Source organism: Paraburkholderia sp. BL18I3N2 (assembly GCF_003001875.1).
Lineage (GTDB): Bacteria > Pseudomonadota > Gammaproteobacteria > Burkholderiales > Burkholderiaceae > Paraburkholderia > Paraburkholderia phytofirmans.
Map to the genome: position 1 here is coordinate 127,766 of NZ_PVNC01000004.1, position 13,145 is coordinate 140,910.

A 13,145-nucleotide genomic window follows, 5' to 3' on the forward strand; every position below is an offset into this window, starting at 1 on the left:
TTGCTTCACTGATTGACCCAATTGACTCACCGTTCACCGCCGAGCCCGAGATTCCGTGACCACCACTTCGACCCCGCCTGACGCCGTACCCGTGCCGCGCGGCACGCTGATGATTCAGGGCACCACCTCCGATGCCGGCAAGAGCACGCTCGTCGCCGGTCTGTGCCGGCTCGCGCGCCGCGCCGGACTGCGGGTCGCGCCATTCAAGCCGCAGAACATGGCGCTCAACAGCGCGGTGACCGTGGATGGCGGCGAGATCGGCCGAGCTCAGGCTTTGCAGGCGATCGCCGCAGGCATTGCCGCGCACACGGATCTGAACCCCGTGCTGCTCAAACCGACCAGCGACCGCGGCGCGCAAGTGATCATCCACGGCAAGGCGCGCATGAATCTCGACGCGCGGGCGTATCACGACTACAAACCCGTCGCGTTCGAAGCGGTGCTGGAATCGTATGCGCGACTGCAGGCGGCGTACGAGACGATATTCGTCGAAGGCGCGGGCAGTCCGGCGGAAATCAATCTGCGTGACCGCGACATCGCCAACATGGGTTTCGCGGAAGCAGTCGATTGCCCGGTCGTGCTGGTCGCCGATATCGACCGCGGCGGCGTGTTCGCCCATCTCACGGGCACGCTCGCGTGCCTGTCGGAGAGCGAGCAGGCGCGGGTGCGCGGGTTCATCATCAACCGTTTTCGCGGCGACGTCGGTTTGCTGAAGCCCGGCTTGGATTGGCTCGAAGCGAAAACCGGCAAGCCGGTGGTCGGCGTCGTGCCCTATCTGCACGGCCTGACGCTCGACGCCGAAGACATGCTGCCGCCCGAGTTGCGCGCGGCGCACAGCGGCGGCGCGGGACGCATGCTGCGAGTGGTCGTGCCGGTGCTGCCGCACATCAGCAATCACACGGATTTCGATGCGCTGCGCGCGCATCCGCAAGTCGATTTTCATTACGTGCGTGGCGGTACGCCGGTGCCGCCGGCTGATCTGATCATTCTGCCAGGCTCGAAAAACGTGCCCGGCGACCTGGCGTTTTTGCGCGCGCAAGGTTGGGACGCGGTGCTGCAGAAGCATTTGCGTTACGGCGGCCGCGTGATCGGCATTTGCGGCGGCATGCAGATGCTTGGGCGTGAAGTGGCCGATCCGCATGGTGTCGAGGGTGCGCCCGGGACGTCGGCGGGACTCGGCTGGCTCGACTACTCGACGGTGCTCACGCGCGACAAGACGCTCAAGAATGTCACCGGACACCTCGTATTGCCAGGCTCGCCCGAAGTGGCCGGCTACGAAATCCATATGGGCGAGACGCGCGGCCCGGCGCTCGACACGCCCGCGTTGCGCTTGGGCGACGCGCAGGCGGCGCACCCCGACGGCGCGATTTCCGCCGACGGCCAGATTCTCGCGACTTATGTCCACGGGTTGTTCGACACGCCGGCTGCATGCGGCGCGCTGCTCGCATGGGCGGGTTTGAGCGATGCCGAGGAAATCGACTATCCGGCGTTGCGCGAGGCGTCGCTGGAGCGGCTCGCGGATACGCTTGCGGAGCATCTCGATCTGCCGAAATTGTTTGCGGCGATTGGGTGAATGGGTCCGGCGCGTCGGCGCGGGGTGATTAACTCTCATTGAGAAATAATCAAAGCCAGCAGGGCGGTTTTTCCCTCTATATGGTTCGAATAGAGTTCCGACATCGACGGCCGCTTCCGGGCTGTCCCTCTCTCAAGGATCTCGTCATGAACTCGAACCGCTCCGCCGACCTGGCCGCTCTACTTCTTCGCGTCGCCTTGGGCGTTCTGTATCTCGCTCACAGTCTGCAGAAGATTTTCGTCTTTACGCTGCCCGGCACGGCGCAGTTCTTCGTTTCGCTCGGCTTGCCGGGTTGGCTCGGCTATGTGACGGCGTTCGTCGAGCTGTTTGGCGGCATCGCACTGCTGCTTGGCGTGCAGGTCCGCTGGGTCGCGCTGGTGCTGTTGCCGTTCATGCTCGGCGCGATGTCGCAGCATCTGCACAACGGCTGGGGTTTTGCGTCGCCGCACGGCGGCTGGGAATATCCGGCGTTCTGGGCGGTGACGTTGGCGGTGCAGTCGCTGCTCGGCGGCGGGGCGCTGGCGTTCGGTGGGGCGAGGGCGCCGCGGGTGGCGGCTGCCTGATTGGGCAGGGCCGCACGGGCAAGCCCCGCGAGGTCTAGTTCAGCGGGACCAAAGTCCAGCAGGGCCAAGTTCAGTAAGGTCAAGTCCAGCACGACCAAGTCAGGCACGACCAAGTCCAGCGCGGCTAGACCCAGCAAGGCCAAGCCCACCAGCAAAAAAGCACGCGCCCGAAAGGCCGCGTGCTTTTTTCATGAACGCGGCGCTCCGTTGCGCCACCTTCACGCGGTCAATACAACACCATCTGCGTACACCGAAACAGCGCCATCGTCTTGCCGTTCGGATCGGTGACGGTGGCGTCCCACACCTGCGTGCTGCGCCCAAGATGCACGCCCGTCGCGACCGCGCGGATCGTTCCTTCGGTCGCCGTGCCGAGAAAATTGCTTTTCAGTTCGATGGTCGTGAAATTGCGCGCCGTCTCCGGCAAGTGAGCGAGGCAGGCGTAGCCGCAGGCCGTATCGGCAAGACCGATCACGGTGGCGGCATGCAAAAAGCCGTTCGGCGCGAGCAATTCCTTGCGCACGGTCAATTCCGCGGTCAGGACGCCTTCTTCCAGCGACAGCACATGCACGCCGAGCAAGCCGGGCAGCGAGCCTTTCTGCCGTTCGTGGAGACGGTCGACGGTGTATTCCGGACGGAGCTTGCTCATGAGATTCGGGTCCTCGATGGAAAAATCGGCGAGGCACGGTGGTCGATTAGCTGTTTGGGGGCTTCGGCCAAAGTGCATTTGTCGATATTATCAACGGCTGGATCAGCAGGTGGCGTTGAACCCGGCACGAATGCGGGCACACTTGCGCATGTCAAAGCAACTGCGCGGCAAACCGGCTGGCGGCGCCCAGCCTTCTTTCCGGGAGAATTCATGACGGTGATCGTGGTGGCGAATCCGAAGGGCGGCGTGGGTAAAAGCACGCTGTCGACCAATCTGGCCGGCTATTTCGCCGCAGCCGGCGAATGGGTCGCACTGGCGGACCTGGACAAACAGCAGTCCGCGCACGCGTGGCTGTCGTTGCGGCCCGACACGCTGCCGGCCATCGAAACCTGGGAAGTCAATCAGGACGCGCCGGCCAAACCGCCCAAAGGGCTGGAGCACGCGGTCATCGACACGCCGGCCGGGCTGCACGGCAATCGTCTGGGAATCGCCCTGGATCTGGCCGATAAGGTGATCGTGCCGCTCCAGCCGTCCATGTTCGATATTCTCGCCACCCAGGAATTTCTCGAACGACTGGCCAAGGAGAAGGCCGTCAGGAAAGGCGCGATCGAAATCGGGGTGGTCGGCATGCGCGTCGATGCGCGCACCCGCTCGGCGGAGCAACTGCATCGTTTTGTCGAGGGTTTGAAGCTGCCGGTGCTAGGCTTTTTGCGCGACACGCAGAATTACGTGCAACTGGCGGCCCACGGGCTGACCTTGTGGGACGTCGCGAAAAGCCGTGTGGAGAAGGATCTGGAGCAGTGGCAGCCGATTGTCGAATGGACTAACGGGAGCGGCAAGAAAGGATGAAGCGGTAGAGCAGGCGGCCGTGCCGCCCGCTACGCGGAGATGCAGCCCACGTCGTATGTCCTTGGGCGCTGCGCGCGCCAGTGGTCTACGAAGAGCCAGAGTTTAAGTCAACGTCCCCACGCCGTAGCGCGCCCAAAGGGGACGTTCGGCGCCGCCAGTAGCGCAGCGCTCAAGCGAACTACAGGGCGCTCAGGTCCAGTTCTGCGTCGGCACGTGATCGCGGCTGCCCTTGATCTTGTTGTTGTCGTCCACGAAGACCAGGTCCGGCTTCCAGCCGGCCTTCAATTCCGCTTCATCGACCACCGCGAACGCCGCGATGATCACCAGATCGCCCAGCTGTGCGCGCCGCGCGGCCGAACCGTTCAGGGAAATCATGCCGCTGCCGCGTTCGCCCTTGATCGCGTAGGTCGAGAAACGCTCGCCGTTGTCGATGTTCCAGATGTCGATCCGCTCGTTTTCGACGATATTCGCCGCTTCCAGCAAATCTTCGTCGATCGCGCACGAGCCTTCGTAGTGCAGCTCGCAGTGCGTGACCGCGACGCGGTGGATCTTCGACTTCAGCATGTTGCGTTGCATGACCAATCCTGTGTGATTTCTTACGCGTTTCTACGCTGTCTAAGACGGCTTCAGATTTCGAGGTTGTCGATAAGACGAGTGGCGCCGAGCTTGGCGGCGGCCAGCACGACCAGTTCCGCGTTCGCGTCTTGCGGACCCGGCGGCAGCAGATCCGAGCGCTTGCGCACCGCGACGTAATCCGGCTGCCAGCCGCGCGCGGCCAAGGCCGCCATCGCCGCCTGTTCGACTTTCGCGAAGTCGCGCTCGCCGGAAAGCACGGCGTCGCGCACGCGATTCAGTTCGGCGGCCAGCTTCGGTGCTTCGGCCCGCTCGGCGGCCTGCAGATAGCGATTGCGCGAGCTGAGCGCGAGCCCGTCGGTGTCACGCACGGTTTCGGCGGCAATGATGTCCGTGGGCAGCGCGAACTGGTTGCACATGCGGCGCACGATCATCAACTGCTGGTAATCCTTCTTGCCGAACACGGCGACGCGCGGCTGCACGCACGACATCAGCTTCATCACGACCGTACATACGCCCTGGAAGAAGCCGGGCCGGAATTCGCCTTCGAGGATATCGCCCAGATCGTGCGGCGGATGCACGCGGTACTCCTGCGGTTCCGGATACAGATCCTTTTCCGTCGGCGCGAACAGCACGTAGACGTTTTCCTTCTGGAGCTTTTCGATGTCCGCTTCCATCGTGCGCGGGTATTTGTCGAAATCCTCGTTCGGACCGAACTGCAGCCGGTTGACGAAAATGCTCGCCACCACCGGATCGCCGTGCTGGCGGGCGAGACGCATCAGTGACAGATGGCCCTCGTGCAAATTGCCCATGGTCGGCACAAAGGCCGTGCGATTCTGGCCGCGCAACTGGTCGCGCAATTCATGGATCGAGCTGATGACTTTCATGATCGGACAGGGATTTCCTCGCGCGGCGCGAGACTGGCTGGACGCAAAACCCTACGGAATCGCGCGGCCCGCCGCCTCACTGGTAATGACAGGTTCGGAGCGCCGGATTGTAGTGGATTTGCGCGGCCGCCGCACCGAAAAGAGGCAGCTTCTCCCGCCGGTTGAAATCCTGATATGCGGGATTTCGCCCCGTTCAAGGCTCTCAGGCGGGCAGATAGGCGAGGCGCACATAGATCGGCGCGAACGGCTCCGCCTGGGTAATTTCGACGAGCGTTTCGCGGCACAGCTCGAGCACGGCGATGAAATTCACCACCACCACCGGCACGCCCTTGCTCGTATCGAACAGGTCGGAGAATTCGACGAAGCGCGCGTTCTGCAGTTGCCGCAGGATCGAGCTCATATGCTCGCGCACCGACAGCTCTTCGCGCGAAATCTTGTGATGCTGGACCAGCTTGGCGCGCTTGATCACGTCGGCCCACGCGGCGCGCAGGTCTTCGCTGTTCACGTCGGGAAAACGCGGCGTGATGCTTTGCTCGATGTAGACCTCGGCGCGCAGAAAATCGCGCCCGAGTTGCGGCAACTGGTCGATGCGCTGCGCGGCAAGCTTCATCTGCTCGTATTCGAGCAGGCGCCGCACGAGTTCCGCGCGCGGATCTTCGGCTTCCTCGCCACTATCGGCCTTCTTGACCGGCAGCAACATGCGCGACTTGATCTCGATCAGCATCGCGGCCATCAGCAGATACTCGGACGCGAGTTCGAGATTGGTCTGGCGCAACTGGTCGACATAGCCGAGGTATTGCACCGTGACGTCCGCCATCGGGATGTCGAGCACATTGAAGTTCTGCTTGCGGATCAGGTACAGCAACAGATCCAGCGGTCCTTCGAACGTTTCGAGAAACACCTCGAGCGCGTCCGGCGGAATGTACAGGTCCGTCGGCAGCTTGAAGAGCGGCTCGCCGTACAGGCGCGCGAAAGCAATGCCGTCGACGATGTCCGGTGTCGAATCGGTGGCGGGCGCGGCGAGCGCGGCGTCGGCGGGGGCCGGCGGCGCGCCGTGTGCCTCGTCGGCGTGACTCACGCGCTTAGAAGTTTTGATAGTACGAGTAAGGCGTCTGTTCGACGCGGGAGGCTTTCTGCTCGGCGCGTTCTTCCAGATCGATCGGCTGTTTGTCCCACAGCAGCGCGCGGCCGCGGCGTTGTTCGGCTTCCAGATTGGGTTTCTGTTGCTTGAGCTGGTTCAGGAACTGGGTGATGTCCGATTGATACATGGCTCGACGTCCGTGGTATGGGAATTGGCGGCTGCCCGGCGCGCATTTGCGTTGTTCGCATTTGTGTTGCTTCGCACGGTGCCGCTGCTATTCCATTATTTTACCGCATGCGCGGCGCGGGGTCGAAAAACGGCGGCGTAGCTGGATGGCCGGCGCATGAAAATAGCTGGAACCCGCGTGGCGCGGCGTGCGTCCAAGGCGGGCGCGCTGGCGGCTGGCGTGCCGCGGACGCCCATTTCGAGATCTCGCGGCATCACGCCGATGTGGTCAAATAGCGTGCTTCGGCCGCCGCGGCGCGCCTGAGCGACAAAATTCATCAACCACGGCCGGAGGTCCTGTTTGGCGGGGTGTGCGATCGACAAGCCGCGGCTGCGGCGCGGCAGGGCCGGTTCCGGGCGTGGGCATCGCACGCCCATGGGGCACTGGCTACGCACGTGGCTGGCATTCGGCCTCGTCATGTTGACGCTGGCAACCGGCAACGCCCATGCCGCGAAAGCGGCGGCCAGCTACAAGGTCGACATCGAAGCCACGCCGCGCTCGCTGCGCAAGCTGCTGGAAGCGCATCTGGATATCGCGCGTTTCGCCAAACGCCCCGATATCAGCGACGACCAGTTCGAGTTTCTGATCACCGCCACGCCCCAGCAAGTGCGAGATCTGGCCTCCACGCAGGGCTATTTCACGCCGGTCGTGCGCACCGACGTGCGTACCGTCGACAATGCGAAGCGCGTCACGGTGAGCGTCGATCCCGGTCCGCAGACCGTTATTTCATCGGTTTCGCTGTCGTTTCGCGGGCCGGTGCTGACCGAAGATCCAGAGCAGGAAAACACCGCGCGCTTCGCATTTTCGCTGCACGAAGGCGAACCGTTCTCGCAGGGCGGTTGGGACGATGCGAAAAACGCGTCGCTCAAGGCCTTGCAGGCGCGCCGTTATCTGGGCGCGAAGATCTACCACTCGGAGGCGCGAGTCGATCCGCGCACGCACGAGGCGAAATTGTCGGTCACGTACGACAGCGGGCCGACCTTTACGATGGGCAAGCTCGACGTATCGGGCACGCGGCGCTATCCGGAACAGATCGTCGACAACGTGAACCCGATTTCGGTGGGCGAGATCTACGACGTTCAGCGCATCACGGAATTACAGCGGCAATTGCAGAACACGCCGTACTACGCGAGCGTCGCGATCGACGTGGACAACGATCCGGCCAAGCCGGTCGACACGCCGGTCCACGTGAAGGTGTCGGAATATCCGTACAACAGCATTCGAGGCGGGGTGGGCTACTCGACGGACAATGGTCCGCTGGTCCAGGGTTCCTATTCGTATCTCGACACGTTCGGCAAAGCGTGGCCGTTCACCATTCAGGGGCGCGTCGACCAGATTCAGCAATACGGGCAAATTCAGCTCGCCATGCCGCCGGGGCCGCGTGCGTGGACCAATAGCGTGCTGGCGTCCTACACCACCACCGACGTATCCGACACGCGTATTTACAGTATCCGCGGGGGTGTGCAACGGGCTCGGACCTCGCAATTCATCGACTACAACTACGCGCTCCTGTACTACCAGGACCGGCTCGATCAGAACGCGGCGGCGCCGACCACGAGCCGCGCGCTGGTGCCGTCCTGGTCGTGGACCCGGCGCAATACCGACGACCCGTTGTTTCCGCGCAGCGGCAACCTGATTCACGTCGAGGCCGGTTTTGCGGTCAAGGGCGTGCTGACCGACCAGACCTTCATTCGCGGCTACGCGCGCGGTCAGCAGTATCTGCCGATCGGCAAGGAAGACCTCGTGCTGATTCGCGCCGAACTCGGCGGCGTGTTTACGAGCGGCCCTTCTAGCGGCATTCCGGCGTCGCTGCTGTTTCGCGCGGGCGGCTCGAATTCGGTGCGCGGCTATGGCTATCAGAGTATCGGTAACAGTGTCGATGGTTCGGTGCTGCCCGCCAAGTATCTCGTCACGGGCTCTGCCGAGTACCAGCATTGGTTCAGTCACGACTGGGGCGCGGCCGCGTTCTTCGACGTCGGCACCGCCACGGACACCTGGGGCGAAAAAGTGTTTTATCCCGGCGTCGGCGTCGGGGCGCGCTGGCGCAGCCCGGTCGGCCCGGTCAACGTCGATGTCGCCTACGGCATCCGCAACAAGAGCGTGCGGCCGTATCTGACGCTGGGCATCGCCTTCTGATGAAAACCTGCTTCCACATGATCCACGCATGACCACGGACGTTTCCACTCAACCTCCCGTGCAGCCTCCCGGCGCTAATCCGCCAGGACAGCCGCCGCCGCCCAGGCGCCGCCTCGGCTGGTTGCTGCTGAAAACGGTCGCGTGGATGTTGGCCGTGCTGGTGTTGTTGCTCGCGTTGGGGGTGGGTTTGCTGTACGGCGCGCTGACGACCGAGCGCGGCACCGCCTACGCGTGGCAAGCGGCGGTGAAGCTGCTGGGCGGCAAGCTGAGCGGCACGCTGGAGCGAGGTGCGCTCGCCCATGGCGTGGAATTGCGGCAAGTACGCTGGCGCAGCCTCGACGGCAGCGGCACCGATATCCAGATCGACCGCGTGGCGGGCCGTTGGGCGCTCACGCGCGAGCCGTGGCGTTTCACTATCGACTATCTGCATATCGGCATGGTGGACGCGCGCATCGGTTCTTCGTCGTCGAGCAGCAGCGGACCGGTGAAACTGCCGCAGGATTTGCGTTTGCCGATGCAGCTCGACATCCGCGACGTCCAGGTCGACAAGCTGCTGCTGCATCAGGGCGCGTCGACGACCGAATTTTCGCGCTTCGTCTTTCATGGTCGCAGCGACGGGCGCCATCACGAAGCCGCGATCGAGCGGCTGGATACGCCGTTCGGCGCGGTGACGGCGGCCGCCAAACTCGACGGTGTGCGGCCGTTTCCGTTGAGCGGGGACGTCGGCTATTCGGGGAAGGTGAACGACGAAGCGGTGCAGGTGGGCGGCCATCTGAGCGGTTCGTTGGAAAATCTCATCGCGGAACTCGATGCTAGCGGCATGAAGCTCACCGGTCACGCGCGGGTCGAGGCTACGCCGTTCGGCGACGTGCCGCTGCAGCGCGCCACGCTGACTTTCGATCACATCAATCCGCAGGCTTTCGCGCCCGGTGCACCGCTGGCCGATCTGGCCGTGCGGGCGGAATTGCAGCCGGCGGGGCGGGGTGCCGCAGGGGAGGTTGTGTTGGGCGCGAGTGGGGCAGCCGGGGCGAGTGCCGCGACTGCGACTGCCGCTGCGCCCGGGACAGGTGCGGCAAGTGGGGCGAAGGCAGTGAGAAAGGCCGCGAGTTCGGCGAGTGCTGGTAATGCCACGAGCGCCACAAGCGCGACGAACACCGCGGACGCCGCGAACCCCACAAGCGCGACGAAGACCGCGAACACGGCCAACACGGCCAACACGGCCAACACGGCCGACGCCGCCCGCGGCCGCGGCGCCAGCCAAAGCGCCCTCGCAAGCGCAAGCAAACCCGCCAGCACGACACAACCGCCCGCCGCCACAAACGGAAAAAGCACCACCCAACCTCCGTCAACTTTCGCGGTCACCGGCCACATCTCAATCGTCAACGCCAAACCCGGCGCGATCGACCAAAACCTGCTGCCGCTAATCGACGCCAACGCGGACGTGCGTCTCGACGCCCAAGCGCAGCGCATCTCGAACCTTGCCGTGCGGCTTGTCAAAAACGCCACGCTCACCGGCGGCGGTACGCTATCCGGCAAGCGCGGTCAGTTCGATCTCCAGGTCGCCAACCTCGACCTGAACGCGCTGCAAGCGACGGTGCGGCCCACGCAACTGTCCGGCCCCATCGGCGTTCGTCTGAACGACGACGTGCAGAGCCTCACGCTCGACCTCGCCGACCCGAAAGCGGCGCTGCGCGCTCAAGGCAAAGTGACGTTCGATCCCGCCCGCATGAGCTTCAATGACGTGCGCATCACGTCGGGCAAAGGCCGCATCGATCTGTCCGGCGTGCTCAAGCACGACGCGAATTCCACCTATAACCTGAAAGCGCAACTGACCGATTTCGACCCGTTGACGCTGACTTCGCAGCTGCCGTCGCGCAAGCCGGTAGCCGAAGCGGCGCCGGCGGCAAGTCGCGAAAAAAACAGCAAGACCGCACAGGCTGCGGCCGCGCAAGCAGGTAGCACGGCCGGCGCAAAGTCCGCTGCGCCTGCGGAAAAGGCTGCCGCCGCCGTGAAAAACACCGCCAAAGCTGCTGTCAAAACCGAAGTGGTCGAACGCAAAACGCCGCCGAAGAAGCGCGGTGCCGCGCCCGCCCGCAAAATCGAGGCGCGCGTGACCGGCACGCTCACCGCCGCCGGCATGCTCGGCCCGGTCTTCACGACCAAGGCCGAATTCAAGCTCGGGCCGAGCGTTTATGACGGCCTGCCGTTGACCGGCGGCGGCACCATCCAACTGGCGGGCTCGCGGATTCTGCCGAGCCGCGCGAACCTCTCGGTCGCGGGCAATCAGGTGGATCTGCAAGGCAGCTTCGGCGCACGGGGCGACCGGCTGAAGTTTCGCGTCGACGCCCCAGCGCTGGAGCGCCTCGGTTTCGGTCTCGCAGGACTCGTCGCGGCTGATGGCGACGTCACCGGCTCGTTCGCGCACCCGAACGTCGTGCTGAACTATAAGGCCGACAGCGTAGTGTTCAGCAGCAACCGTATCGGCCATGCGGAAGGGCACGCCGAATTGCGCGACGGCGCGAACGGCGCGCTCGTCTTCACCACCGACGCGCGCAATCTGAGCGCGGGCGGCGTCGATCTGACCACGCTCACGGCGCGTCTGTCCGGCACGCGCGCCAACCACACGCTCGAGGCCGCGGCCACTGGCAAGCTGCAGGACCGTCCGCTCGATCTCACGCTCGCCGCGAACGGCAAGCTGACCGAAGCGCGCGACGGCACGCACTGGGACGGCACCGTCACGCGGCTGCAGAACCGCGGCACGCCGGCGTTGAATCTCGAGTCGCCGCTCGCCGTCAGCGCCGGGCCGGACCGCCTGACGCTCGGCACGACCCGGCTCACGCTCGAAGGCGCGGTGTTGAGCCTGAAAACTTTTGCCTTCGATCACGGCAAGGTTCAGTCGGCAGGCAGTCTGACCGGCATCTCAGTCGCGCGTCTGCAGGACCTGCGGCGCGAGATCACGGGCGAGCCGCCGCACGTCAAAACCGATCTGGTGTTCGACGGCGACTGGGACTTCGCACTCGGCAGCACGGCGACCGGCCACATCCAGTTGCAGCGCCGCAGCGGTGACGTCACGGTTGAAATCGGCCGGGGGCTCGCGTCGCTCGGTATTTCGAGCATCGCGGCGCGCGCTGAATTCAGCGGCGGCAACCGGCTCAATGCCACCTTGCACGCGCAGGCGAGCCGCATCGGCGTGATCGACGCCGATGCGCACACCACGCTGGTGATGCGCGACGGCTTCCTGACCGTCAGCGAAGACGGCGCGCTCACCGGCAATGTGAACGCCAACGTGCCGTCGCTGAAAACGACCGGTGGCCTGTTCGGCCCGAGCTATCTGCTCGACGGCCACCTCGCGCTCAAGCTCGCGCTCGGCGGCACCGTCGCCAAGCCGAACCTGACCGGCTCGCTGCTCGGCGACGGCTTGTCGGCGACCCTGGTCGATCAGGGCGTGCAGTTGAAGGACGGCGTGGTGCGTATCGCGCTTTCACACAATCTGGTGGACTTCCAGCAGGTCGAATTTCACGGCGCAAGCGGCACCTTGCGCGCCACCGGCCGCGTGCGTCTGGACGGCGATCAACCGGATCTGACCGCGAGCATCGTCGCGGACAAGCTCGAACTGTTCGCGGCGCCGGATCGCAACCTGTCGCTGTCGGGCAGCGCGAGCGTCGCGAATGCCGGCGCGCAGGGCGGCATGGCGATCAACGGCAAATTCGTGGTCGATCACGCGTTGTTCGACATGCCGGAGCAGGCCGCGCCGAAGCTCGGCGACGACGTCGTGGTGGTGCGCCCGGACGGTTCGGTGGCGGGCGAGCGTCCGCGGCCCGTGCCGGGCACCAACAAGCCGATCGGTCCGTTCGCGCCGCGCGCCAATATCGACATCAGCCTCGGCAACAACTTCCGTTTCCGCGGCCAGGGCGCCGACCTCGGCCTGACCGGCACGATCACCGCGATGAGCGCGCCGAATTTGCCGCTGCGCGCGGTGGGGAACGTGCGTGTCACGCAGGGTTCGACCTACACGGCGTTCGGCCGCAAGCTCAACATCGAGAACGGTTTCTTCACGTTCAACGGGCCGGTGGCCAATCCGGGGATCAATATCCTGGCCATGCGTCGCAATCAGCAGGTCGAGGCGGGCGTGCAGGTCACGGGCACGGTTCAATTCCCGACGGCGAAGCTGGTGTCCGAGCCGAACGTGCCGGACAACGAAAAGCTCTCGTGGCTGCTGTTCGGCCACGGCACGGATCAGGGTAACAACCTCGGTCAGCAAAGCACCATGACGACGGCGCTCGCGCTGCTCGGCAGCGCGAGCGGCAAGCGGATCGCGCAGACGTTCGGGCTCGACGAGTTTTCGGTCGGACAAAGCGAAGTCGGCTTGACCGATCCGCAAGTGGTGATGGTGTCGAAGGCGATCAACGAGTGGCTCGTGATCGGCTACGAACAGGGGCTGCAGTCGGCGAGCAATGCGATCAAGGCGACGGTCAACCTGACGCGGTACTGGTCGGTCGGGGCTTACGGCGGCACGTTCACCGGTGTCGAACTGTTTTACACGCGGCGCTTCGACCGGATTCGCTGGTGATGGGGTGATTGGCTGCGCTTGAATCTTCGCGTTTGGGTCAAAAA

11 protein-coding genes are annotated in these 13,145 nt (G+C 64.6%); 5 read left to right on the forward strand and 6 right to left on the reverse strand.

Going from position 1 to position 13,145, the window contains the following annotated elements; translation table 11 throughout:
- The first annotated feature begins 109 nt into the window (after positions 1–109).
- Both B0G75_RS13745 and B0G75_RS13750 read left to right on the forward strand, forming a co-directional pair.
- Positions 110–1,570, forward strand: a complete 1,461-nt coding sequence (locus tag B0G75_RS13745; protein WP_106306858.1) for a cobyric acid synthase — start codon at positions 110–112, stop codon at positions 1,568–1,570.
- A 146-nt stretch (positions 1,571–1,716) separates the two neighbouring features.
- Positions 1,717–2,133: a DoxX family protein gene (locus tag B0G75_RS13750; RefSeq protein ID WP_106306014.1), complete on the forward strand. Its 417-nt coding sequence runs from the start codon at positions 1,717–1,719 to the stop codon at positions 2,131–2,133.
- 226 nt (positions 2,134–2,359) lie between these two features.
- On the opposite strand, the gene B0G75_RS13755 is transcribed toward B0G75_RS13750, so the two are convergent.
- Positions 2,360–2,779, reverse strand: coding sequence for a PaaI family thioesterase (locus tag B0G75_RS13755; RefSeq protein ID WP_106306017.1), 420 nt, complete (start codon positions 2,777–2,779; stop codon positions 2,360–2,362).
- Between the two features lie 210 nt (positions 2,780–2,989).
- Here B0G75_RS13755 and B0G75_RS13760 point away from each other — a divergent pair, with 210 nt between their 5' ends.
- The gene (locus B0G75_RS13760; protein WP_106306020.1) at positions 2,990–3,628 is read left to right on the forward strand and encodes a ParA family protein; all 639 of its coding nucleotides are present in this window, start codon (positions 2,990–2,992) and stop codon (positions 3,626–3,628) included.
- A 189-nt stretch (positions 3,629–3,817) separates the two neighbouring features.
- Here B0G75_RS13760 and panD read toward each other — a convergent pair whose 3' ends face one another.
- The 5 genes from panD to B0G75_RS40640 form a co-directional block, all read right to left on the reverse strand.
- The gene (gene panD / locus B0G75_RS13765) at positions 3,818–4,204 is read right to left on the reverse strand and encodes an aspartate 1-decarboxylase (protein WP_106306023.1); all 387 of its coding nucleotides are present in this window, start codon (positions 4,202–4,204) and stop codon (positions 3,818–3,820) included.
- 50 nt (positions 4,205–4,254) lie between these two features.
- The gene (panC, locus tag B0G75_RS13770) at positions 4,255–5,088 is read right to left on the reverse strand and encodes a pantoate--beta-alanine ligase (RefSeq protein WP_106306026.1); all 834 of its coding nucleotides are present in this window, start codon (positions 5,086–5,088) and stop codon (positions 4,255–4,257) included.
- A gap of 202 nt (positions 5,089–5,290) precedes the next feature.
- Positions 5,291–6,166, reverse strand: coding sequence for a ScpA family protein (locus B0G75_RS13775; RefSeq protein WP_106306029.1), 876 nt, complete (start codon positions 6,164–6,166; stop codon positions 5,291–5,293).
- A 4-nt stretch (positions 6,167–6,170) separates the two neighbouring features.
- On the reverse strand, positions 6,171–6,356 hold the full coding sequence (locus B0G75_RS13780; protein ID WP_007175923.1) for a DUF3460 family protein: 186 nt from the start codon (positions 6,354–6,356) through the stop codon (positions 6,171–6,173).
- Between the two features lie 95 nt (positions 6,357–6,451).
- A complete protein-coding gene (locus tag B0G75_RS40640) occupies positions 6,452–6,718 on the reverse strand; it encodes a hypothetical protein (protein ID WP_181309279.1) in 267 nt (88 codons plus the stop codon).
- Between B0G75_RS40640 and B0G75_RS13785 the strand changes: the two genes are divergently transcribed.
- Positions 6,696–8,531 carry an autotransporter assembly complex family protein gene (locus tag B0G75_RS13785; protein ID WP_106306032.1) on the forward strand — a complete coding sequence of 612 codons (1,836 nt, stop codon included), beginning with the start codon at positions 6,696–6,698 and terminating at the stop codon, positions 8,529–8,531. The two genes, B0G75_RS40640 and B0G75_RS13785, sit on opposite strands and share 23 nt — an antisense overlap.
- A 28-nt stretch (positions 8,532–8,559) precedes the next feature.
- Complete coding sequence (locus B0G75_RS13790) at positions 8,560–13,101, forward strand: translocation/assembly module TamB domain-containing protein (RefSeq protein ID WP_106306035.1); 4,542 nt, start codon at positions 8,560–8,562, stop codon at positions 13,099–13,101.
- Positions 13,102–13,145 lie beyond the last annotated feature (44 nt).